22 protein-coding genes and 1 riboswitch are annotated in these 21,390 nt (G+C 63.5%); of the genes, 14 read left to right on the forward strand and 8 right to left on the reverse strand.

Features of this window, described 5'->3' with window-relative positions:
- Positions 1–16: 16 nt before the first annotated feature.
- Positions 17–1,123 carry a DNA polymerase III subunit beta gene (gene dnaN / locus ACEN9P_RS11220; RefSeq protein ID WP_074580175.1) on the reverse strand — a complete coding sequence of 369 codons (1,107 nt, stop codon included), beginning with the start codon at positions 1,121–1,123 and terminating at the stop codon, positions 17–19.
- Positions 1,124–1,431: 308 nt separating this feature from the next.
- Entirely contained in the window at positions 1,432–2,826 is a 1,395-nt protein-coding gene (dnaA, locus tag ACEN9P_RS11225) for a chromosomal replication initiator protein DnaA (protein ID WP_477664244.1), read from the reverse strand.
- A gap of 414 nt (positions 2,827–3,240) precedes the next feature.
- Here dnaA and rpmH point away from each other — a divergent pair, with 414 nt between their 5' ends.
- The 7 genes from rpmH (at position 3,241) to ACEN9P_RS11260 (ending at position 9,168) form a co-directional block, all read left to right on the forward strand.
- Positions 3,241–3,375 (forward strand): 50S ribosomal protein L34, encoded by a 135-nt coding sequence (rpmH, locus tag ACEN9P_RS11230; protein WP_007862708.1) that lies wholly within the window; start codon positions 3,241–3,243, stop codon positions 3,373–3,375.
- A 53-nt stretch (positions 3,376–3,428) separates the two neighbouring features.
- Entirely contained in the window at positions 3,429–3,848 is a 420-nt protein-coding gene (locus ACEN9P_RS11235) for a ribonuclease P protein component (protein ID WP_074580177.1), read from the forward strand.
- The gene (gene yidD, locus ACEN9P_RS11240; protein ID WP_477664246.1) at positions 3,845–4,168 is read left to right on the forward strand and encodes a membrane protein insertion efficiency factor YidD; all 324 of its coding nucleotides are present in this window, start codon (positions 3,845–3,847) and stop codon (positions 4,166–4,168) included. The genes ACEN9P_RS11235 and yidD overlap by 4 nt, the downstream gene beginning before the upstream one ends.
- Positions 4,165–5,892, forward strand: a complete 1,728-nt coding sequence (yidC, locus tag ACEN9P_RS11245) for a membrane protein insertase YidC (protein ID WP_495621991.1) — start codon at positions 4,165–4,167, stop codon at positions 5,890–5,892. The genes yidD and yidC overlap by 4 nt, the downstream gene beginning before the upstream one ends.
- Positions 5,893–6,013: 121 nt before the next feature.
- On the forward strand, positions 6,014–7,426 hold the full coding sequence (mnmE, locus tag ACEN9P_RS11250; protein WP_495621992.1) for a tRNA uridine-5-carboxymethylaminomethyl(34) synthesis GTPase MnmE: 1,413 nt from the start codon (positions 6,014–6,016) through the stop codon (positions 7,424–7,426).
- A 187-nt stretch (positions 7,427–7,613) separates the two neighbouring features.
- Complete coding sequence (locus ACEN9P_RS11255; protein WP_007862691.1) at positions 7,614–8,105, forward strand: Crp/Fnr family transcriptional regulator; 492 nt, start codon at positions 7,614–7,616, stop codon at positions 8,103–8,105.
- 253 nt (positions 8,106–8,358) lie between these two features.
- Positions 8,359–9,168 carry a hypothetical protein gene (locus tag ACEN9P_RS11260; RefSeq protein WP_495621993.1) on the forward strand — a complete coding sequence of 270 codons (810 nt, stop codon included), beginning with the start codon at positions 8,359–8,361 and terminating at the stop codon, positions 9,166–9,168.
- 24 nt (positions 9,169–9,192) lie between these two features.
- On the opposite strand, the gene ACEN9P_RS11265 is transcribed toward ACEN9P_RS11260, so the two are convergent.
- Positions 9,193–9,765, reverse strand: a complete 573-nt coding sequence (locus tag ACEN9P_RS11265) for an adenine phosphoribosyltransferase (protein ID WP_477664250.1) — start codon at positions 9,763–9,765, stop codon at positions 9,193–9,195.
- Between the two features lie 68 nt (positions 9,766–9,833).
- Positions 9,834–11,864 carry a monovalent cation:proton antiporter family protein gene (locus tag ACEN9P_RS11270; protein WP_495621994.1) on the reverse strand — a complete coding sequence of 677 codons (2,031 nt, stop codon included), beginning with the start codon at positions 11,862–11,864 and terminating at the stop codon, positions 9,834–9,836.
- 65 nt (positions 11,865–11,929) lie between these two features.
- Between ACEN9P_RS11270 and ACEN9P_RS11275 the strand changes: the two genes are divergently transcribed.
- Genes ACEN9P_RS11275 through ACEN9P_RS11290 form a run of 4 tightly spaced genes read left to right on the forward strand, consistent with a single transcriptional unit; the run spans position 11,930 to position 15,104 of the window.
- On the forward strand, positions 11,930–12,922 hold the full coding sequence (locus tag ACEN9P_RS11275; protein WP_477664252.1) for a KpsF/GutQ family sugar-phosphate isomerase: 993 nt from the start codon (positions 11,930–11,932) through the stop codon (positions 12,920–12,922).
- A gap of 31 nt (positions 12,923–12,953) precedes the next feature.
- Positions 12,954–13,556, forward strand: coding sequence for a KdsC family phosphatase (locus ACEN9P_RS11280; RefSeq protein ID WP_495621995.1), 603 nt, complete (start codon positions 12,954–12,956; stop codon positions 13,554–13,556).
- Entirely contained in the window at positions 13,553–14,302 is a 750-nt protein-coding gene (gene lptC / locus ACEN9P_RS11285) for an LPS export ABC transporter periplasmic protein LptC (RefSeq protein WP_495621996.1), read from the forward strand. Before ACEN9P_RS11280 ends, lptC begins: the two co-directional genes overlap by 4 nt.
- Before the next feature lie 25 nt (positions 14,303–14,327).
- Complete coding sequence (locus tag ACEN9P_RS11290) at positions 14,328–15,104, forward strand: SDR family oxidoreductase (RefSeq protein ID WP_495621997.1); 777 nt, start codon at positions 14,328–14,330, stop codon at positions 15,102–15,104.
- Positions 15,105–15,225: 121 nt separating this feature from the next.
- Here ACEN9P_RS11290 and rbp read toward each other — a convergent pair whose 3' ends face one another.
- The 4 genes from rbp to ACEN9P_RS11310 form a co-directional block, all read right to left on the reverse strand.
- Positions 15,226–15,675: an RNA-binding regulator gene (gene rbp / locus ACEN9P_RS11295; RefSeq protein WP_413328748.1), complete on the reverse strand. Its 450-nt coding sequence runs from the start codon at positions 15,673–15,675 to the stop codon at positions 15,226–15,228.
- Between the two features lie 589 nt (positions 15,676–16,264).
- A complete protein-coding gene (locus tag ACEN9P_RS11300) occupies positions 16,265–16,513 on the reverse strand; it encodes a zf-HC2 domain-containing protein (RefSeq protein WP_477664256.1) in 249 nt (82 codons plus the stop codon).
- Between the two features lie 18 nt (positions 16,514–16,531).
- Positions 16,532–17,098, reverse strand: coding sequence for a sigma-70 family RNA polymerase sigma factor (locus ACEN9P_RS11305; RefSeq protein ID WP_477664257.1), 567 nt, complete (start codon positions 17,096–17,098; stop codon positions 16,532–16,534).
- Positions 17,099–17,131: 33 nt separating this feature from the next.
- On the reverse strand, positions 17,132–18,334 hold the full coding sequence (locus ACEN9P_RS11310) for an ammonium transporter (protein ID WP_477664258.1): 1,203 nt from the start codon (positions 18,332–18,334) through the stop codon (positions 17,132–17,134).
- A 162-nt stretch (positions 18,335–18,496) separates the two neighbouring features.
- Positions 18,497–18,675, forward strand: a riboswitch (yybP-ykoY riboswitch).
- Between the two features lie 5 nt (positions 18,676–18,680).
- Between ACEN9P_RS11310 and ACEN9P_RS11315 the strand changes: the two genes are divergently transcribed.
- The 3 genes from ACEN9P_RS11315 (at position 18,681) to metW (ending at position 21,141) form a co-directional block, all read left to right on the forward strand.
- Positions 18,681–19,238, forward strand: coding sequence for a TMEM165/GDT1 family protein (locus ACEN9P_RS11315; RefSeq protein ID WP_477664259.1), 558 nt, complete (start codon positions 18,681–18,683; stop codon positions 19,236–19,238).
- Between the two features lie 137 nt (positions 19,239–19,375).
- A complete protein-coding gene (gene metX / locus ACEN9P_RS11320; RefSeq protein WP_477664260.1) occupies positions 19,376–20,536 on the forward strand; it encodes a homoserine O-succinyltransferase MetX in 1,161 nt (386 codons plus the stop codon).
- Positions 20,533–21,141 (forward strand): methionine biosynthesis protein MetW, encoded by a 609-nt coding sequence (metW, locus tag ACEN9P_RS11325; protein WP_477664261.1) that lies wholly within the window; start codon positions 20,533–20,535, stop codon positions 21,139–21,141. Before metX ends, metW begins: the two co-directional genes overlap by 4 nt.
- The last annotated feature ends 249 nt before the right edge of the window (positions 21,142–21,390 follow it).

Raw genomic sequence — 21,390 nt, forward strand, 5'->3', positions numbered from 1 at the left:
GCGTGTGTTCAGCGCGCTAGATGCGCATGGGCATCACCACGTATTTGAAGGCCGAATCGTCGGGGATGGTCAGCAGCGCGGAGCTGTTGGAATCGGCCAGTTCGATCTTGACCATGTCCTGGTCCATATTGGCCAGCGCGTCTATCAGGTAGGTCACGTTGAAGCCGATTTCGATGGCGTCGCCGCCGTAGTCGATGTCGAGCTCGTCGACGGCTTCTTCCTGCTCGGCATTGTTGGAGGCCACGCGCAGGGTGCCGGGCTCGATGTTCAGGCGCACGCCCTTGAACTTCTCGCTGGTCAGGATGGCGGTGCGCTGCAGGCTGGCCAGCAGGGGCACGCGGCCCAGGGTGATGATGTTTTTGTGGTTCTTGGGGATCACGCGGTTGTAGTCGGGGAACTTGCCTTCGACCAGCTTGGTGACGAATTCCATGCCTTCAAAGCTGAATTTGGCCTGGTTGCCGGCGAACTGCATCTCGATGGCGCCTTCCTTGTCGCTGAGCAGGCGCTGCATTTCGAGCACGGTCTTGCGCGGCAGGATCACTTCCTGCTTGGGCACTTCGACGTCCAGCATGGCCGAGGAAAACGCCAGGCGGTGGCCGTCGGTGGCGACCAGGCTCAGCTGCTTGCCTTCGGCGACAAACAGGATGCCGTTGAGGTAGTAGCGGATGTCGTGCACGGCCATGGCGAAGGAGACCTGGTTGAGCAGCTCCTTGAGGACTTTTTGCGGCACCGAGAAGCCGGGGCCGAAGTTGGCGGCTTCCTGGACCAGGGGGAAGTCTTCGGCGGGCAGGGTTTGCAGCGTGAAGCGGCTTTTGCCGCCCTTGAGGATCAATTTGTTCTGCGAGGACTCGAGCGAGACGGTCTGGTCGCTGGGCATGGAACGCAGGATGTCGATGAGCTTGCGGGCACCCACGGTGGTGGTGAAGTTGCCGCTGTCGCCGTCGAGCTCGGCGGTGGTGCGGATCTGGATTTCAAGATCGCTGGTGGTCAGCTGCACCTGTGCGCCGGTTTTGCGGATCAGCACGTTGGCCAGAATCGGCAAGGTGTGCCTGCGCTCCACGATGCCGGCGACCGATTGCAGTACCGACAAAACTTTATCCTGGGTTGCTTTCAGAACGATCATGACTTCCTCTGTATATATCTTTAATTCTTTAATTCAAATTAGTAGTAGTAGATAAGGGGGGAGCCCATCTGTGGATAGTGCCATTTTCCCCTTTTTGATCAACCACTTGGCGTTTGTTTAACCATGTGCCCAGATGCCTTGGAAGTTCACTGCCGGATATGAACAACTTTCGATTGTCATCTGCTTCTGTGGATAAACCATGGGTTGTTCAAAAGTTGTCCCCAAACTTGTTGTGAAGGCCTTTGAGCCCGGGATTGGGGCCTGAAAACTGAGCGCTAAAGGATTCATTTGCCATATATGAAGTGCTTTCAGCCTTTCAGGGTCTGTTCCAGCACATGCAACTGCTGGTTGAGCTCGGTCATCTGCTGGCGCTCCGCAGACATCTTGCGCACGGCGTGCAGCACCGTAGTGTGGTCGCGCCCGCCGAAGAGCTCGCCGATCTCGGGCAGGCTCTTCTGGGTCAGTTCCTTGGCCAGGTACATGGCGATCTGGCGCGGCCGGGCGATGCTGGCGGGCCGTTTCTTGGAATACATGTCGGCGACCTTGATCTTGTAATAGTCGGCGACGGTCTTCTGGATGTTCTCCACGCTGATCTGCCGGTTCTGGATGGACAGCAGGTCGCGCAATGCCTCCCGGGCCAGCTGGATGGAGATTTCCTTCAGGTTGAAGCGCGAATAGGCCAGGATCTTGCGCAGCGCGCCTTCGAGCTCGCGCACATTGGAGCGCACGTTCTTGGCAACGAAGAAGGCGACTTCCTCGGGCATGGAGGCGCCTTCGGCCTCGGCCTTGCGGATCAGGATGGCCACGCGCATTTCGAGCTCGGGCGGCTCGATGGCGACCGTCAGGCCGGAATCAAAGCGCGAGACCAAGCGTTCGTGGATGTCCGTCAAACCCTTGGGGTAAGTGTCGCTGGTCATCACGATGTGCGACTTTTTGGTCAGCAAGGCCTCAAAAGCGTTGAAAAACTCTTCCTGGGTGCGGTCCTTGTTGGCGAAGAACTGGACGTCGTCGATCAGCAGCAAATCCAGGGAGTGGTAACGCTCCTTGAATTCATCAAAAGTCTTGCGCTGGTAAGCTTTAACCACATCTGAAACAAATTGTTCAGCATGGATGTAGAGAACTTTGGCCGCGGGGTTGTCCACCAGCAGTTTGTTGCCGATGGCGTGCATCAAATGGGTCTTGCCCAGACCGACGCCGCCGTAGATAAAAAGCGGGTTGTAAAGCTGGCCCAGGCTGCTGGACACATGCAGGGCGGCGGCCCGGCCCATGCGGTTGGCCGTGCCTTCAATCAGGGTGTCGAAGGTCAGCGCGCTGTTGAGCCGGTTTTTGAAAGGCGCGCCGGCGGCTTCTTCGGGAACGCCCAGGCCGGCGGGCTCGGGGATATTCGAGCCTTCAAAGCTGCGGATCAGGGAATTCGATTTGACGGGCGCTTCGCGAGGAGCAAGCGCTAACTCAAGGGCGATGGCCTGGCCGGAAATTTTCTCGAGCAGGGCCGAAATACGGCCGGCATACTGGGCGCGCACCCAGTCCAGTTTGAAGCGGTTGCCCACCAGAACCGTGACTTTGGAGAGGTCGGCCGCGACGTCAACCACCAGCGGACGGATCCAGGTGTTGAACTGCTGCTCGGGCAATTCCTGCGCCAAATGGTCGACGCAGCTTTGCCACAAGCCCTGGCTCAGGTTTTGGACGGATGCCTCACTCATGCTGGTTTTTGCCGGGTTGCCGGCCTGGCAGAAGGGGCCGGGCGGCGTGTCGCTGCTTGTGGATATTGTTAATTTTGAGCACCGGCAATTGTAGTCCGGGCGGGGAGTTATCCACAAAATAAATGCTCAGTGTTTCAACCTATTTTCGGGCTGTCCAGATCGGTTCTGGCGGCCCTGCGGCGGCCCCTGGGAAGCGGCTGAGTAAGTGGCCGGGCGCTTCTCAGCCTTTACCCCCAATGAGCGGGCTAACTTGTTGCCAGCGTTGGGAAATCTGCGATAATCATGGGTTTCCCTGATTCGCAGCGGGTTTTCGCCTGTTTGCAGACTTGCAGAGTTGGTTGTGTTGTACGGCCACCAAGATCATTCGAATCGCCCAGGGGAAGCTTTGTAGCTGACCGGCTAACAGGACTCATCATGAAACGCACATACCAACCTTCCAAAGTCAAACGCGCCCGCACGCACGGCTTTCTGACGCGCATGAAAACGCGCGGCGGCCGCGCAGTGATCGCCGCGCGCCGCGCCAAGGGCCGCAAACGCCTGGCTGTCTAAGCCTGTCGTTTTTGCTGGCCATCCGCAGTTTTCCGAACTGAGGCCTGGCGCTCGTGCAGCGGCTTCAAACCCGTTCCCAGTTCCAGGCAGTCCTTGCCGGCGCCATCGTTGCAAAAACAACGCACTTCGCATTGCACCGCAATGCGCTGGACGCCAGGCCGGTGCAAACCGAGTCCGGCGGCCCTGTTGATGCCCTTGCGGCGAGGTCGCTGTTTCCCGTCCAGGACACCTGGCTCGGGGCCATGGTTCCCAAACGCTGGGCCAAACGGGCTGTCACGCGCAACGCCATCAAACGCCAGATTTACACCGTGAGCGCTGATTTTTCGCATCAGTACCCCGAGGCCGCTTATGTGGTCCGCTTGCGGCGTGATTTTTCGCGCACCGAATTCGTCAGCGCGAGCTCCGAGCCGCTGAAGCAGGCCGTGCGCGCCGAAGTCCAGGCCCTGATGCAGGCCGGAGCCAAAGCGCCATGAGCCTGCCGGCCGCCATCGTCCGCTTGCCGCAAACGCTGTTGATAGGCCTGGTCAAAGGCTATCGCCTGCTGCTCAGCCCCTGGCTGGGCTCGGCCTGCCGCTTTGAGCCGACCTGTTCCGCATATTCTTTAGAGGCGCTGCAGCAGCACGGCGCCGCCGTGGGCAGCTATCTCACGCTGCGCCGCCTGGCCCGCTGCCACCCCTGGTGCGAAGGCGGGCACGATCCCGTACCGCCGGCCACCGCGGCGCGCCCCTTCTCTCTCTTTTCCCGCCTGGCCACGCCCGTGGCCCCTACCCCTTCTAAAAAGACGCCGTCATGAACGACATCCGCCGCACCATCTTGTGGGTGATATTTGGTTTCTCCATGGTCCTCCTATGGGACCAGTGGCAGGTTTTTAACGGCCACAAGGCGACCTTCTTCCCCTCCAGCACGCAATCCGCCAAGGCGCCCGCCGCTGGCGCGGCCGCTTCCGCGCCGGCTGCCGGTGCCGCGGCCTCCTCGGTGCCCGCGCCCCAGGCCGCCAATGCGGCGCCCGCCGCGCCGGGCAGCGTGCCCACAGGCGCACCCAGCCTCACGCCCGCGGCCGCCAAGGAGCGTGTGGTGGTGAACACCGACGTGCTCACGCTGACCTTTGACAGCGAGGGCGGCACCCTGGTGCATTCGGCCTTTGCCAAATACAAGGACCAGACGCACAAGGACCAGGGTTTTGTGCTGCTCGATGAAAGCGCCAACCGCGTTTATGTGGCGCAGACCGGCCTGATCGGCGGCAGCGCTCCCGACAGCTTCCCCACGCACAAGACCCTGATGAAGCTTGTCCCCGGCGAGCGTTCGCTCAAAGACGGCCTCAACGAGCTTGAAGTCAAGTTCGAGTCGGCCGACGTCGGCGGCCTCAAGGTGGTCAAGACCTATACGCTCAAGCGCGGCGCCTATGACATCGCGGTGCGCCACGACGTCGTCAATACCGGCACGGCCGCGGTTTCGCCGCAGCTCTACCTGCAGCTGGTGCGCGACGGCAACAAGCCGCCCGGAGAGTCGTCCTTCTATTCCACCTTCACCGGCCCGGCGATTTACACCGAAGCCAAGAAGTACCAGAAGGTCGAGTTCAAGGACATCGAGAACAACAAGGTAGACGTTGAGAAACAGGCCAGCAACGGTTATGCCGCCATGGTGCAGCACTACTTCGCTTCGGCCTGGATATTGGGCGACGGCATCAAGCGTGACCTGTTCTTCAAGAAGGTCAGCACCAACCTCTACTCTGTCGGCATGATCACCTCGCTGGACACGATCGCGCCAGGCGCGAGCAAATCCATCGACTCGAAATTTTTTGTCGGCCCGCAGGAAGAAAAAACCCTGGAAGCCATTGCCCCCGGCCTGGAGCTGGTGAAGGACTACGGCTGGCTCACCATCCTGGCCAAGCCGCTGTACTGGCTGCTCGACAAGCTGCACGGCTTCATCCACAACTGGGGCTGGTCCATCGTGGCGCTGGTGCTGCTGCTCAAGGTGGCTTTTTACTGGCTCAACGCCAAGGCTTACGCCAGCATGGCCAAGATGAAGGCCATCAACCCCAAGATCATGGAGATGCGCGAGCGCCTGAAGGACAAGCCGCAGGAAATGCAGCAAGCCATGATGAAGATCTACCGCGAGGAAAAGGTCAACCCGATGGGCGGCTGTTTCCCCATCATGATCCAGATCCCGGTGTTCATCGCGCTGTACTGGGTGCTGCTGTCCAGCGTCGAAATGCGCAATGCGCCCTGGATAGGCTGGATCCACGACCTCTCGGCGCCGGACCCGTTCTTCATCCTGCCCATCGTGATGACGCTGACGACCATGCTGCAGACGGCGCTCAACCCCGCGCCGCCGGACCCCATGCAGGCCAAGCTGATGTGGTTCATGCCGCTGATCTTCAGCGTGATGTTCTTCTTCTTCCCGGCGGGCCTGGTGTTGTACTGGATCACCAACAACATCCTGTCCATCGCCCAGCAGTGGGTGATCAACACCCGCATGGGCGTGCCGCCGCAGTTCAACCTGCCCAAATTCAACTAAGGCGGGGCAGAAAATAAAAATTGGGCCGCTTCGCGGCCCTTTTTTCTTTGGAAGCTGATGGGGGCCTGGCCGCCGCGCCCGGCCGGCCCCACCAACCGATTGCCGCTTAATATCTAGCACCATGCTGGCCCGACACCACGACCCCATCGTTGCCATCGCCACCGCGCCCGGCCGCGGTGCCGTGGGCATTGTGCGCGTCTCCGGCAAACACATAGGGCCCGTGATCGAAGCGCTGTGCGGCCGCGCGCTGCTGCCGCGCCAGGCGACCTACCTGCCCTTTCGTGACGCGCAGGGCGCGGCCATAGACCAGGGGCTGGCCCTGCATTTCCCCGCGCCCCATTCCTATACCGGCGAAGACGTGCTGGAGCTGCAGGCCCATGGCGGGCCCGTGGTGCTGCAGCTGTTGCTGGCGCGCTGCCTGGAGGCCGGTGCCGCGCTCAATCCCATTACCGGCCAGGCCGCCGTACCACGGCTGCGTGTGGCGCAGCCCGGCGAATTCACCGAGCGTGCCTTCCTCAACGACAAGATAGACCTGACGCAGGCCGAGGCCATCGCCGACCTGATTGACGCCAGCACCGAAACCGCAGCGCGCTCGGCCGCGCGTTCGATGTCCGGTGAGTTCTCGCTGGCGGTCAACACGCTGCTCGAGCAGCTGATCCACCTGCGCATGCTGGTCGAAGCCACGCTGGACTTCCCGGAAGAGGACATCGACTTCTTGCAAAAAGCCGATGCGCAAGGCCAGCTTACGCGGCTGCAAACGACGCTGGCCGCCGTGATGCAGCGCGCCGTGCAGGGTGCGCTGCTGCGCGAAGGCATCAAGGTGGTGATCGCGGGCCAGCCCAATGCCGGCAAGAGTTCATTGCTCAATGCGCTGGCCGGCGCCGAACTCGCCATCGTCACGCCGATTGCCGGCACCACGCGCGACAAGGTGTCGCAGCTGATCCAGATCGAGGGTGTGCCCCTGCATGTGGTGGACACCGCCGGCCTGCGCGATGCGCTCGATGAAGTCGAAAAAATCGGCGTGGAACGCGCCTGGGCCGAAATCGCCAGCGCCGACGCCGTGCTCTTCCTGCACGACCTGACCCGCCACACTGCCGACTATCTGGCCGCCGACGCGCACATCGCGCAGGTGCTGGCTCGCGAGCTGCCGCGCAACACGCCCGTCATCGATGTCTGGAACAAGTGCGATGCGGCCGACGCACAGGTGTTGGGCGCCATCAAGGGCGGCGTACTGATCTCCGCCAAAACCGGCACCGGTTTGCAGGACTTGCGCAACCGGTTGCTGGACGTCGCGGGCTGGCAGGCTGTGCCTGAAGGCGTGTTCATGGCCCGCGAGCGCCATGTGCGCGCGCTGCGCCAGGTTGAAGAGCAGCTTGTGAAGGCTGGCATGCAGCTTCAAGCGGCGCAGCCGGCGCTGGACCTGCTGGCGGAGGACTTGCGGCAAGCCCAGCTGCACCTGGGCGAGATCACCGGCCAGTTCACGCCGGACGACCTGCTGGGTGAAATTTTCTCGAGATTCTGTATTGGAAAGTAGTAAGCGGGCGGCCAGCGAACGATAGGCGGGCGCTGCGCACGGACCAGCGGTCGCAAACCCCCGGAAAGGGTTAAAAATGGCCTGTTCTCGAGGGGAAATTACAAATCGGACCACCCCTGTATCAGGTGTAAGTGGGCGTTAAGAGCCCTTGCTGCTGTTGTAGTGCGAAGGTATCTTCCGTTGCACTATGAACGCTCCACTCCCCGCCGCCATCCGTTTTGACATCCAGGGCCTGGCCCAGGCCATCCTGCATTGCCACGCCAGCGATGCCTTGCGTTGTCAATTCAACCAGCCGCATTGGGACATCCTGGCCAGCTACCTGCAGCCGTTTGCCCTGAACAGCGGCCAGGTGCTGATGGAGCAAGGCGCGCTGGACCGTACGCTGTACTTTGTGGAAAGCGGCACGCTCAGCGTCCATTACGAAGATGAAAAAGCGCGCGTGCGCATGGCCCTGGTCGGTGCCGGCACCGTGCTCGGCGAAGGCGCATTCTTCTCGCACATGCCGCGCAGCGCCACGGTGCATGCCTCGACTCCTTGCAAGCTCTGGTGCCTCACGCCCATGCGCTTCCTTGAACTGGCCAATCGCCACAGCCCCATCGCACTGGAGCTGACCATGGCCATGGGTTCGGTGATGGCCAAGCGCCTGTACAACCGGCCCAAGCGCGTTGCGGTGACCTGAGGCGGCGGGTCGGCGAATTCAAAGCATATACAGCAGTCATCAGACAACGGTTTCCCGGTAAAGCGGGGTTTGCGCGGCTGGCGCAAACCGCCGTTGGCCGTGATTTTTTACCGTGCGATGCTGCGGGCAATTCGATAAAGTGACCGTTAAAGCAGCCGCCAAACAACAGCGGTCGTGGTTTGTGGGGATTGCTTACAGACTTCACACACTGCATTGACGGAAAATTGCCCTATCCATTACAAGAACGCCGAATATGTCTTTTCTAAACTGGTTTTCCAGCAAGCCAAGTCCGCTCAAACCCTCTCCCGCCGAGGAGCAGAAGCGCGCTTCCGCCGGGCGTGACAAATCACCCCTTTCCGTCCCGGGCCGGCTGCCTGTTGAAGCCGCAGCGCCCGGTGACGGCGCCAAGCTCAAGCGCCACGCCCGCCGCGAGCAGCTGTATGTCGCGATCCGCGAGTCCATGACACGCTCCGGTGTGCTGTCCGCCAGCTATAAATTCAAGGTGCTTTCGCTGGACCAGCGCGGCAATGAGTTCCTCGTCATGATGGACCTGGCCAAAGCCTTCGGCCGTCCTTCGGAGCAGCTCGGCGAAATCGAGACGCTGATCATCCAGAATGCCAAGGCACGCTTCGAAATCACGGTGCCCGCGGTGTACTGGCGCATCGACGAAACGGCCGTGGTGGTCAAGCCCAAACCCAGCACCCAGGACGCGCCACAAAGCGTGGCCGCCCCCGCTGCTGCTGCCGTTGTCCCCGCTGCTCCCGACGCGGCGGCCAAGCCTGCCAAGCCACCGACTCCCCGCTACGAACCGATACAGGCCGACGAAGTGGCCGCGTTCAAGCAGGCCTTGCTGGCCGCCTCCGCCCAGGGGCCGGCCACCGGACCCGAGAAAGGCGTCAAGGAGGTCAAGGAAGCCAAGGAAGCCAAAGAGGCCAGGGACGCCGCCAGGAGCAAAAGCGGCCCGCGCTCCTACGCATTGCTGACCGGCTTTGAAGACACGGAGATGCCGGATTCGCCGTCCTCGCCGGCGCTCAGCAGCACCCAGTACGGCGACCTGGTCTAGGCGCGTGACTGCGCCGGGTGGCGCTCAGTGCCCGGCAAAATCAATCAGCGTGAACAAAGGCAGGCCCGCGGCCTGCAGCTTCACCGACCCGCCGAGTTCGGGCAAATCCACAATCGCCGCGCCCTCGGTCACGCTGGCGCCCAGCTTCTCCAGCAGCTTCTTGCCGGCCATCATGGTGCCGCCGGTGGCGATCAGGTCGTCGATCAGCAGGACCTTGTCGCCGCGCTTGACGGCGTCGGTGTGCAGCTCCACCGTGGCGCTGCCGTATTCGAGCTCATAAGTCTCCTGCACTGTGGAGAAAGGCAGCTTGCCCTTTTTGCGGATAGGCACAAAGCCGACATTGAGCTCATAGGCCACCACCGCGCCCAGAATGAAGCCGCGCGCGTCCAGGCCGGCCACCACGTCGGGGCGCAAGGCCGGGTCCATATAGCGGTGCACAAACGCATCAATCAGGACGCGAAAAACCTTGGGGTTTTGCAGCAGCGGCGTGATGTCGCGAAACTGCACGCCCGGTGCGGGCCAGTCCGGCACGGTGCGGATGTGGTTGCGCAAATACTGGCTGATGGACTGGTGTTGAAGGCTGTGGAGGTCTGGCATGGTGCGTCGTGCAGATGGGGTGCGCGGGTGGGGTGCGCGTATTGTGCGCCCGGCGGGCGAAAAACGCGTCAGCCCGGCGCGCCGGCGGGGCTGGTGGGATTGGCCTTGGCCGGCCGGCCGCGCAGCAGTTTTTCTTCGGCCATGGCCAGCGCCTCGGGCTTGCCGGAGAGCACCAGCGTGTCGCCGCCTTCCAGCAAGGTTTCCGCCTGCGCGGCCACGGCCTTGCCGTTGCCGCGGCGCAGGCTCACGACGCGCACGCCGCCGGCTTCCAGGGCCATGGCGCCCAGGGGCTTGCCCAGGGACTTGATGCCCAGCGGCAGCGTGACGTTGGACAGCCGTTCCTGCTCCAGCTCGTTGACCGTGTCGTCGTCGGCGCCGCGAAAGTAACCGCGCAGCAGGTTGTAGCGCGCATCGCGCTGGTCCTGCACCACGCGGATCACGCGGCGCATGGGCACGCCCACCAGCGCGAGCGCGTGGCTGGCGAGCATCAGGCTGCCTTCTATGGCCTCAGGCACGACCTCGGTGGCGCCGGCCGTCTGCAGTTTCTCCAGGTCGTGGTCGTCCACGGTGCGTACGATGACCGGCACGGTGGGCGCATGGGCGCGCGTGTTGGCCAGCACCTTGAGGGCACTGGCCGTGTCCAGGTAGGTGATGACGACCGCGCTGGCGCGCGCCAGGCCCGCGGCCATCAGGGCCTGCAGGCGCACCGCGTCGCCGAACACCACGGAGTCGCCCGCGGCGGCGGCTTGCCGCACGCGGTCGGGGTCCAGGTCCAGCGCCATGTACTGGATGCCTTCGCGCTCCAGCATGTGGCCCAGGTTCTGGCCGCAGCGGCCGTAGCCGCAGATGATCACGTGTTTGTTGGCGTTGATGGACTTGCGCGCGATGGTGGTCATCTGCAGCGACTGCTGCAGCCATTCGCTGGAGACGAGTTTCATCACGATGCGGTTGCTGTACATGATGATGAAGGGCGTGGCGAGCATGGACAGCACCATGCTGGCCAGGATGGGGTTGAGCAGGGCCGGCGGCACCAGGCGGTTCTGCTGGGCCAGCGTGAGCAGCACAAAACCGAATTCACCGGCCTGCGCCAGGTACAGGCCCGTGCGCAGCGACACGCCGGCGGTCGCGCCCAGCGAACGGGCCAGCGCCGTGACCAGCACCAGCTTGAAAATGACGGGCAGGGTCATCAGCAGCAGCACCAGCGGCCAACGCTCCAGCACCAGGCGCCAATCCAGCAGCATGCCTATGCTGATGAAGAACAGGCCCAGCAGCACGTCGTGGAAAGGCCGGATGTCGGTCTCGACCTGGTGTTTGTATTCAGTTTCCGAGATCAGCATGCCGGCGATGAAGGCCCCCAGTGCCAGGCTCAGTCCGGCGCGCTCGGTCAGCCAGGCCAGCGCCAGCGTGACCAGCAGCAGGTTCAGCACGAACAGCTCTTCGCTCTTGCGCCGGGCCACGATGGTGAGCCACCAGCGCATGACGCGTTGCCCGCCGGTCAGCAGCAGGCCCACCAGGACGGTGGCCTTCACGCCGGCGACGGCCAGCGCCATGAGCAGCGCGTCGGCGGGTGCGCCCAGCGCCGGAATCAGCACCAGCAGCGGCACCACGGCCAGATCCTGGAACAGCAGCACGCCCATGATGCGCTTGCCGTGCTCGGACTCCAGCTCGAGCCGCTCCGACAGCAGCTTGACGACGATGGCGGTGCTGCTCATGGCAATCGCGCCGGACAGCGCCAGCGCGGTCTGCCAGCCCATGGTCCACAGGCTGGGCGCCATGCTGGCGAGGAACAGCGAGCCCACGGTGGCCAGCACGATGGTGAGCGCCACCTGCAGCAGCCCCAGGCCGAACACGTGGCGCCGCATGGAGCGCAGCTTGGGAAGGTTGAATTCGAGCCCGATCACGAACATCAGGAAGACCACGCCGAACTCGCCCAGGTGGCGGATGCCGTCGGAGTTCTGGGCCAGCGCCAGCGCGTTGGGGCCTATGATCACGCCCACCGCCAGGTAGCCCAGCATGGGCGGCAGCTTGAGCGAGCGGCACGCGACCACGCCCAGCACTGCGGCCAGCAGGTACAGCAGGGTCAGTTCAAGCGCGCTCATGCGCCGATGGTAGCCGAGGAAACCGCGCCGGCATGGGCCTTTGTACGCCTCTATAGAATGCAGCCATGAGCCAAGACCCCGTGAAACTGGATGTCGAGCAGGTGCTGAACCTGGCCCGCAAGACCTTCGAGATAGAAGCCGCCGCCGTGCTGGGACTGGCGCAGCGCCTGGGCGGCGAGTTTGTCCAGGCGGTGGAGCTGATACTGGCCTGCCGGGGCCGCGTGGTGGTCATGGGCATGGGCAAAAGCGGCCACATAGGCCGCAAGATCGCGGCCACACTGGCCTCCACCGGCACCCCCGCCATGTTTGTGCACCCGGCCGAAGCCAGCCATGGCGACCTGGGCATGATCACCGGCCAGGACGTGGTGCTGGCGATTTCCAACAGCGGCGAAAGCGAGGAACTCACGGTGATCCTGCCGGTGCTGAGCCGCCAGGGCGTGCCCATGATCGCCATCACCGGTGGCGCCCAGTCCGCGCTGGCGCGCCATGCGCGCGTCACGCTCGACAGCAGTGTCGCGCTGGAGGCCTGCCCGCTCAACCTGGCGCCGACCGCCAGCACCACCGCGCAGCTCGCCATGGGGGACGCGCTGGCCGTCGCGCTGCTCGACGTGCGCGGCTTCAGGGAAGAAGACTTTGCCCGCTCGCACCCCGGCGGCGCGCTGGGCCGCAAGCTGCTCACGCATGTCAGCGACGTGATGCGCAGCGGCGACGCCGTGCCGCAGGTGCGGGCCGACACCGGTTTTAGCGACCTGATGCGTGAGATGAGCGCCAAGGGCTTGGGCGCCTCCGCGGTGGTCGACGGCACGCGGCGCGTGATCGGGATTTTTACCGACGGCGACTTGCGCCGCCTGGTCGAAAAAGGCGTGGACCTGCGCAGCAGCAAGGCCGGCGATGTGATGCACGCCAACCCGCGCACCGTGCGGGCGGATTCGCTGGCCGTGGAGGCGGCCGCGTTGATGGAGCAATACCGCATCACCAGCGTGCTGGTGGTCGACGAGGCCGGTGTACTGTGCGGCGCGCTCAATTCCAACGACCTGATGCGCGCGAAAGTCATCTGATGGTGTTGTCATGCCCTCTTTGACGCCACCCATGCCGCAGCCCGTCCCCGCCCTGAACTTTGCTCCCGAGCTGTTGCTGCGGGCCCAGGGTGTCAAGGTGGCGTTTTTCGACGTGGACGGCGTGCTCACCGACGGCGGCCTGTATTTCTCCGAATATCCCGACGGCCATGCCCTGGCCCAGGCCAGCGGCGGTTACCGCGCCTCCGGCGAAATCATCAAGCGTTTCAACACCCTGGACGGCCACGGCCTGAAGCTGCTGCAGCGCGCCGGCATCACCCCTGTGGTGATCACCGGGCGGGACAGCGATGTGCTGCGCGCGCGCCTGCGGGCGCTGGGCGTCACACATGCGCATTTCGGCACCGAAGACAAGCGCCCCGCGGCCGAGACCACCCTGCAGGCGCTGGGCCTGGACTGGTCCGCGGCTGCCGCCATGGGCGACGACTGGCCGGACCTGCCGGTGATGTCCCGGGCGGCGCTCAGCTGCGCGCCGTCCAATGCGCATGTGGAAGTCCGGGCGCAGGCCCACCATGTCACGCAGGCGCTGGGCGGCCACGGCGCGGCGCGCGAGTTCTGCGACCTGCTGCTCGTCGCCGGCGGGCGCTATGCGGAATTGCTGCGGGAATACCGCCAATGACGACCGCGACACAGGGCCAGGACGCCGGTCGCGCCGGCGCGTTCTCCCCGCTCAAGAGGGCGTGGCGCGGCTTTTTGCGGGTGTGGGACAGCATGTCCATCTACATGCCCTTGCTGATGATGGGTGCGCTCGCGCTGGGCACCTACTGGCTGGTGCGCAATACGCCCATCTTCAGCACACCCGAAGCGCCCCGGGAAGCAAGCCACGACATCGACTATTTCATGCGCAAGTTCACCGTCAAGACCTTTGACGAAAAGGGGCAGCTCAAGAGCGAAATCTACGGCATTGAGGCCCGGCATTTCCCCGACACCGACATTCTCGAGATCGACCAGGCGCGGATTCGCAGCATCCGCCCCGACGGCCGTGTGACCACCGCGACGGCGAATCGCGCCTATTCCAACGGCGACGGCTCGGAAGTGCAGCTGACTGGCAACGCGCGGGTGATCAGGGATGCCGGCAAGGACGCCAGCGGCAAGGAAACACCCCGCATGGAGTTTCGCGGTGAGTTCCTGCATGCCTTCCTGAACGACGAGCGCGTGAAATCCCACAAGCCCGTACTGCTGATTCGCGGTACCGACCAGTTTGTCGGCGATACCTTCGCTTATGACAACCTGGACCAGGTGGCGAACCTCAACGGTCGCGTCCACGGTATTCTGGTGCCCCGCTCCGCCGCCAGCGCCCCCGGTCTTCCCGCATTGACCTTACCGGCGGCGCCGGCAGGCCCCGCCAAACCGGTTGCGCCTTAGCGGCCGACTTTTTCAACGGCCATCCATGTCCAGACTCGTATTCATCACCGGCGCGTCCAGCGGCATAGGCCAGGCGCTGGCCATGCGCTTTTATGCGGCGGGCTACCGGCTGGCGCTGGCCGCGCGCCGCACGGCCGAGGTCCAGGCCTGGGCCGAGGCCAACGGCCTCAGCGCGGGGCGCTACCAGGTCTACAGTGCCGATGTGGCCGATACCGGCAGCATCGTCGCGGCCGGCCAGGCCTGCGTCGCGGCGCAGGGCGTGCCTGACGTGGTGATCGCCAACGCCGGGATCAGCATAGGCATGGACACCGCGGTGCGGTCGGACCTGGACGTGATGGCACAGACCTTTGCGACCAACAACACCGGCGTGGCCGCCACTTTTCACCCCTTCATCGCCGGCATGGTGACGCGCGGCACCGGTACCCTGGTGGGCATAGGCAGCGTGGCCGGTATACGCGGCCTGCCCGGGCACGGCGCTTACTGCGCCAGCAAGGCGGCGGTCATCGCGTATTGCGAAAGCCTGCGCGGCGAGCTGCGTCCCAGCGGTGTGAAAGTCGTGACCATCTGCCCCGGCTATATCGATACGCCGCTGACCCGTGAAAACCGCTACCCCATGCCTTTTTTGATGAAGGTGGAGGCGTTTGCCGACAAGGCGTTCGGGGCCATTCATGCCGGGCACAGCTATCGGGTGATTCCCTGGCAGATGGGCGTGGTGGCCAAGCTGCTGCGCCTGTTGCCCAATGCGCTGTTTGACAAGGCCTTGTCCGGGCGCGCGCGCAAGCATCGCCAGGGTGAGCGCTGACACTTCGCTTTTTGGCTTTTTATGTGTGGGCCGAAAAGCAAAAAAAGGCTTCAAAACCGAAGTCTTGAAACCTTTTTAGCGCTCTTCAGCCGGGGCTGAAGAAAGAGGGGGTTGGCAGGGCTTAGTAGCCGCCGCGTCCGCCACCACCGCCGCCGCCGGAACGGCCACCGCCGCTACCGCCGCCGCCGTATGGGCTACGGAAACCGCCGTCGCTGCCGCCGCCACCGGAACGGCCACCGCCGCCGTAACCGCCGCCGCCGCCACCACCACCGTAGCCGCCACCACCACCGCCGCCGAAGCCGCCGCTACGTGGAGGACGTGCCTCCATCGGACGTGCTTCGTTCACGACGACGCTGCGGCCGCCCAGAGGCTGGCCGTTCATGCCGTTGATGGCTGCCTGGGCTTCTGCATCGCTGCCCATTTCGACAAAGCCAAAGCCCTTGGAGCGACCGGTGTCGCGTTCCATCATGACTTTAGCGCTGGTGACAGCGCCGAATTGGCCAAAAGATTGTTGCAGGTCTTCGTCACGCACCGAGTAAGGCAGGTTGCCGACGTATAGTTTGTTGCCCATGAAGGGACTCCTCTAAAACACAAAAACAAAAGCGATGGGGTCCCGAAAGCACAACAAATCTTGATACGTACCGCTGTAGCGCGCGAAACTGACCGATCACCTAACGTGTGCGAATGCTGACACTCGCACCGGCATATTATGCTTCACGAATCCAAAACACAATCCACTAGCGTTACTACCTAGGCGGCCCCAGCCCGCATGAACAGGGGCTTTGCGGCCTGATGGGCAGATGGCCGGCGGCGGGTTCTGGTGGCAAGCCAGACGCGGATTAAATGAGGCATAAAGACTTCCATGCCTTGCTCGCCTGATAAAAGCTTGATTTCTATGCCTTTGTTCTAAAAATCAAACCGTCATTGATTTGCAAGCTAAGTTAGTGCATACATTAAAAATCGGGCACTCCAGAAACCTGTAAACGCAAGGTTTTTGAGGCCAACGCGGCTTACAACCGGGCGCACCCCGTGTGAACCTTGCCGAAGCGCAAGGCGTGTGCCGCGCTGGCCATGCATCTTGTTCCAACTATTGGGAAATAGTTACACAAAATTGCATCCACGAAGAGTGCTTTTTTGGCGTCTCGCGCGGCGGCAGGGCCTTACTTCGATGAATTGCCTTCAGCCTGCCCCACTGCGTCCGCCGCGTCGCCGGAATAGTGACGCCAGCGTTTCATCGCGGCGCGCAGGGTCAGGATCTGGTTCTCGAATTTGGGGCAGGCGCCGCAGGCCATCAGGTGCAGCTTGAGCGCAACATGGTCCGGCAGGCTGAGCGCGCGGTCTTCGCGCGCGATCAGCAGGGCTGCAGCCTCCCGGCAGGTGCGTCGTAACAGGGCGATTTTGGGTTTCACGTCAGGGGCGCCGGGCGATCAGGTGCTGGGTTTGCCGAACCAGTGGATATTCAGGCACTCCTGCAGGCGCAGGCGGGCCCGGTGCAACTGGACATACAGGTTGGTCGGCGTCAGCGAGAGTTCCTTACAGACTTCCTGTGAAGAAAGTTCCAGCCATTCGCGCATCAAGAACAGCCGCCCCAGCGCCGGCGGCAGGCGCTCCATGCAGGCGTCCAGCACCTGGAAGAACTGCGTTTGCTGCAAGGTCTGGTCGGGATTGCCCCAATCGTTGGGCGTCTCCGTAAAGTGGCCGTCGGCCTTGAAAGACAGGCGGTCCAGCTCGTCGCCCTCATCGTCGGCCTGCGCATCGGGCACGGCCACCAGCCGGGCATTGCTGCGGATCAAATCGATGACCTTGTGCTTGAGGATGCCGACCAGCCAGGTCTTGAGCTGCGAGCGATTGCCGAAGGACTGGGGTTTGGACAGGGCCGCGAGCAGGGTTTCCGACACCGCGTCTTCGGCCCATTCGTCGTTGCGCAGCTGCAGGCGCGCAAAACGAAGGAGGTAGAGCCGGTGCTCCACCAGCTGCTCTTCAAAAGTAGGCATGGCCGGAAGTCTAGCGGCAGGCGGCCACGGCCGCTACCAGTTGACCTCGCGGTCCGGTGTCGCGCCGATCCGGTGCACGGAAAGGTCCGCGCCCTCAAACTCTTCTTCCTGGCTCAGGCGCAAGCCCATGGCGGCCTTGAGGGCGCCGTAAACGGCAAAGCCCGCCAGCAGCGCCCAGGCCACGCCCATGGCGCTGCCTATGAGCTGCGCACCCAGGCTCACGCCGCCCAGGCCGCCCAGCGCCTGGCTGCCGAAAATGCCGGCCGCGATGCCGCCCCAGAGGCCGCACAGGCCATGCAGCGGCCACACGCCCAGCACGTCGTCGACCTTCCATTTGTTCTGCGTCAGCGTGAACATCACGACAAAGACGCCGCCGGCCACGCCGCCCGTCACCAGGGCGCCCAGCGGATGCATCAGGTCCGAGCCCGCGCACACCGCCACCAGGCCGGCCAGCGGGCCGTTGTGCACAAAGCCCGGGTCGTTCTTGCCAAAGGCCAGCGCCGCCAGCGTGCCGCCCACCATGGCCATCAGCGAATTCACGGCGACCAGGCCGGAAATCTTGTCTATGGTCTGCGCGCTCATCACGTTGAAGCCGAACCAGCCCACAGTCAAAATCCAGGCGCCCAGCGCCAGGAAGGGAATGTTCGATGGCGGATGGGCCGACACCGCGCCGTCTTTGCGATAGCGGTTGCTGCGCGCGCCCAGCAGAATCACCGCGGGCAATGCCAGCCAGCCGCCCACCGCATGGACCACGATGGAGCCCGCGAAGTCATGGAACTCCGCGCCGGTCAGGGACTTGATCCAGGCCTGCACGCCGAAGTGCTGGTTCCAGACAATGCCCTCGAAGAAGGGGTAGACAAAGCCCACGATGACGGCCGTGGCGATCAGCTGCGGGTAAAAGCGCGCGCGCTCGGCAATGCCGCCCGAAATAATCGCCGGGATTGCCGCGGCAAAGGTCAGCAGAAAGAAAAACTTGACCAGCTCATAGCCGTTTTTGGCGGCCAGCTGTTCCGCGCCGACAAAAAAATGTGTGCCGTAGGCCACGCCATAGCCCACCACAAAATACACCACGGTGGACACCGAGAAGTCCACCAGGATCTTGACCAGCGCATTGACCTGGTTCTTTTTGCGAACCGTGCCCAGTTCCAGAAAGGCAAAACCGGCATGCATGGCCAGCACCATGATGCCGCCCAGCAGAATGAACAAGGCGTCCGAGCCCTGTTTTAGTGCTTCCATAGGTCCCTCTTCAGATGAGATGTGATTTATTGGTGCGTAATTCCGTGAATTTCAGGAATCGCACCAAATACAAGCAAGAAATGCGCCGCAAACGTGCGGATGCCGCTTGCGTGCACCAATTTCTGCCTTCAAGCGGGGGGTTGGAGGGCGCCGGCTACAATGCAGGCTGTCATTGGGGAGTAGCCAGCCTTTCAATCCTGGAAGGGGCTTGCGTCAACAGACTTGCCCACTCAGGGCATGGCGCAAGCGGTCTTCGGACTACGCGAGACCTTTGACTGCACAGCCTCCGCTTCAGGCCGGGGATGGCGTGCAGTCATGGGTTTTCGTCCGGCCGGAGTCTTTTTAAATGGAAGCTTTCCTCGTCTCCACGGGCATCGTCGCCCTCGCCGAAATGGGCGACAAGACGCAACTCCTCGCCCTCATCCTCGCCGCCCGCTTTAAAAAGCCCTGGCCCATCGTCGCCGGCATCCTCGTCGCGACCCTGGCCAACCACGCCCTCGCCGGCGCGGCCGGCGCCTGGGTGACCACGCTGGTCGGTCCGCAAACGCTGCGCTGGATCCTGGGCGCATCGTTCCTGGCCATGGCGGTGTGGATGCTGGTGCCCGACAAGATCGAGGCGGAGGAGGACGGGAAACCGCCGCGCTTCGGCGTGTTCTTCACCACCGTGCTGGTGTTTTTTCTCGCCGAAATGGGCGACAAGACGCAGATCGCCACCGTGATGCTGGCCGCGCGCTATGACGCCATCGCCAGCGTGGTCGCGGGCACCACGCTGGGCATGATGCTGGCCAATGCGCCCGTGGTCTGGCTCGGCGAGCGCGTCACGCGCCTGCTGCCGCTGCGCGCGGTGCACATCGTCTCGGCGCTGATCTTCGCCGGGCTGGGGTTGGCCGCGCTCTTGATGTGACCCCGGCTTGGTATACTTCCTTTCAGCGCCGATTTGCTCAGCTTGCGGGCGCTTAAAAAGTACAGCTAAAGACGAACTCCAAAGGACCCGGACTCGCTTTAGCGACGCCGGGTTTTTTGTTTTCTGCAGGTGATTTTTTGACACTGATTGCCACCCCGCTCAGCATGCATTTCGTTGAGGCTCTGCCGCTGCAGAGCGGCGCTTCGATACGCGCCTACGACCTGAGCTATGAAACCTATGGCGAGCTCAACGCCGACAAATCCAATGCCGTGCTGATTTGCCACGCGCTCAACGCTTCCCACCATGTGGCGGGCGTCTACCTCGATGCGCAGGGGCAGCCCATAGACAAATCCGAAGGCTGGTGGGACACGATGATTGGTCCCGGCAAGCCGGTCGACACGGACCGCTTCTTCGTGATCGGTGTCAACAACCTGGGCTCCTGCTTCGGCTCCACCGGCCCGATGCAGCCCAACCCCGACACGCAGGAACTGTACGGCGCCGATTTCCCCGTCGTCACCGTGCAGGACTGGGTCAGCGCGCAGGCCCGCCTGCTGGACCGCCTGGGCATACAGACTTTGGCCGCCGTGATGGGCGGCAGCCTGGGCGGCATGCAGGCCCTGGCCTGGACGCTGCAATACCCCGAGCGTGTGCGCCACGCCGTGGTGGTGGCCAGCGCGCCCAACCTCACGGCCGAAAACATCGCCTTCAACGAAGTCGCCCGGCGCGCCATCGTGACCGACCCGGATTTCCACGGCGGCCATTTTTACCGCCACGGCGTGTTGCCCAAGCGCGGCCTGCGCATCGCCCGCATGATTGGCCACATCACCTATTTGAGCGACGACGTGATGAACGAAAAATTCGGCCGCCAGCTGCGCCAGGCGGTCGCGGAAACCGCGAGCGCCGACGCGCCCTACAAATACACCACGCAGGACATCGAGTTTGAAATCGAAAGCTATCTGCGCTACCAGGGCGACAAGTTCAGCGAGTACTTCGACGCCAACACCTATTTGCTGATCACGCGCGCGCTCGACTACTTCGACCCGGCGCGCGCCTACGGCGGCAGCCTCACCCAGGCCCTGGCCCAGGTCAAGGCCAAATTCCTGCTGGTGAGCTTCACCACCGACTGGCGCTTTTCCCCGGCGCGCAGCCGCGAAATCGTCAAGGCCCTGCTCGACAACCAGCGCGACGTGAGCTATGCCGAAATCGACGCGCCGCACGGCCACGATGCCTTCTTGCTGGAGGACGAGCGCTACCTCGGTGTCGTGCGTTCCTATTTCCAGAGCAAGGTGGCCGCATGAACCCGATTGCCGACCTCACTGTGCCGCCTTCGGCCGACCTGCTGTCCATCGCCCGCCTGGTGCCGCCCGGCTCCCGCGTGCTCGACCTGGGCTGCGGCACCGGCGAATTGCTGGACTACCTGATCCGCGAGCGCGGCTGTTCGGGCTACGGCGTCGAGATCAACGACGCCAACGTGCAGGCCTGCGTGGCGCGCGGCGTCAACGTGATCCAGCTCAACCTGGAGGAAGGCCTGGCGCTGTTCGGCGACAGCTCCTTCGATGTGGTGCTGCAGATAGACACGCTGCAACATCTGCGCAACGCCGAAACCATGCTGCGCGAGACTGCGCGCGTGGGCCGCGCCGGCATCGTCGTGTTTCCCAACTTCGGCCATTGGCCGAATCGCCTGGCTGTCGCGCGCGGCCGCATGCCGGTGACCAAGGTGCTGCCCTACCAGTGGTACGACACGCCCAACATCCGTGTCGGCACGCTCCAGGACTTTGAAGCGCTGGCGCTGCAGAACCAGCTGGAGATTCTCGACGCCTTTGGCTTGCAGGACGGCCGCGAAGTCCGCTTCTGGCCGAATGCCCGCGCCAGCCGGGCGGTGTTCAAGTTCCGGCACGGCTAGGGCTGGCGCCGGAGTGCCTGGATGAAGTCTTCCTCTCTGCACCCTGGCCACGCGCCCACCCATTGGGCGAATTCGATGGGTTCTTAGGTTCACTGAGGGCTCGGTAACCAAACGGCCGGTGGCTTCGGCCAGAAGCAGCCATAAGCCGCAATTCCGAATGGGTCGGCCGAATTCCGGGATCGCACCCCGGCGCCTCCAAGCAGTGCTTGGGCATGTTGCAACGCGTCCTAAAAACTGCCAACAGTGCAT

It is taken from the genome of Polaromonas sp. Polasp52 (assembly GCF_059491565.1).

Bases quoted from the DNA above. Each gene is read 5' to 3' on its own strand.
- dnaN (WP_074580175.1), bottom strand. From the start codon at position 1,123: ATGATCGTTCTGAAAGCAACCCAGGATAAAGTTTTGTCGGTACTGCAA.
- dnaA (WP_477664244.1), bottom strand. From the start codon at position 2,826: ATGAGTGAGGCATCCGTCCAAAACCTGAGCCAGGGCTTGTGGCAAAGC.
- rpmH (WP_007862708.1), top strand. From the start codon at position 3,241: ATGAAACGCACATACCAACCTTCCAAAGTCAAACGCGCCCGCACGCAC.
- yidD (WP_477664246.1), top strand. From the start codon at position 3,845: ATGAGCCTGCCGGCCGCCATCGTCCGCTTGCCGCAAACGCTGTTGATA.
- yidC (WP_495621991.1), top strand. From the start codon at position 4,165: ATGAACGACATCCGCCGCACCATCTTGTGGGTGATATTTGGTTTCTCC.
- mnmE (WP_495621992.1), top strand. From the start codon at position 6,014: ATGCTGGCCCGACACCACGACCCCATCGTTGCCATCGCCACCGCGCCC.
- ACEN9P_RS11255 (WP_007862691.1), top strand. From the start codon at position 7,614: ATGAACGCTCCACTCCCCGCCGCCATCCGTTTTGACATCCAGGGCCTG.
- ACEN9P_RS11260 (WP_495621993.1), top strand. From the start codon at position 8,359: ATGTCTTTTCTAAACTGGTTTTCCAGCAAGCCAAGTCCGCTCAAACCC.
- ACEN9P_RS11265 (WP_477664250.1), bottom strand. From the start codon at position 9,765: ATGCCAGACCTCCACAGCCTTCAACACCAGTCCATCAGCCAGTATTTG.
- ACEN9P_RS11270 (WP_495621994.1), bottom strand. From the start codon at position 11,864: ATGAGCGCGCTTGAACTGACCCTGCTGTACCTGCTGGCCGCAGTGCTG.
- ACEN9P_RS11275 (WP_477664252.1), top strand. From the start codon at position 11,930: ATGAGCCAAGACCCCGTGAAACTGGATGTCGAGCAGGTGCTGAACCTG.
- ACEN9P_RS11280 (WP_495621995.1), top strand. From the start codon at position 12,954: ATGCCGCAGCCCGTCCCCGCCCTGAACTTTGCTCCCGAGCTGTTGCTG.
- lptC (WP_495621996.1), top strand. From the start codon at position 13,553: ATGACGACCGCGACACAGGGCCAGGACGCCGGTCGCGCCGGCGCGTTC.
- ACEN9P_RS11290 (WP_495621997.1), top strand. From the start codon at position 14,328: ATGTCCAGACTCGTATTCATCACCGGCGCGTCCAGCGGCATAGGCCAG.
- rbp (WP_413328748.1), bottom strand. From the start codon at position 15,675: ATGGGCAACAAACTATACGTCGGCAACCTGCCTTACTCGGTGCGTGAC.
- ACEN9P_RS11305 (WP_477664257.1), bottom strand. From the start codon at position 17,098: ATGCCTACTTTTGAAGAGCAGCTGGTGGAGCACCGGCTCTACCTCCTT.
- ACEN9P_RS11310 (WP_477664258.1), bottom strand. From the start codon at position 18,334: ATGGAAGCACTAAAACAGGGCTCGGACGCCTTGTTCATTCTGCTGGGC.
- ACEN9P_RS11315 (WP_477664259.1), top strand. From the start codon at position 18,681: ATGGAAGCTTTCCTCGTCTCCACGGGCATCGTCGCCCTCGCCGAAATG.
- metW (WP_477664261.1), top strand. From the start codon at position 20,533: ATGAACCCGATTGCCGACCTCACTGTGCCGCCTTCGGCCGACCTGCTG.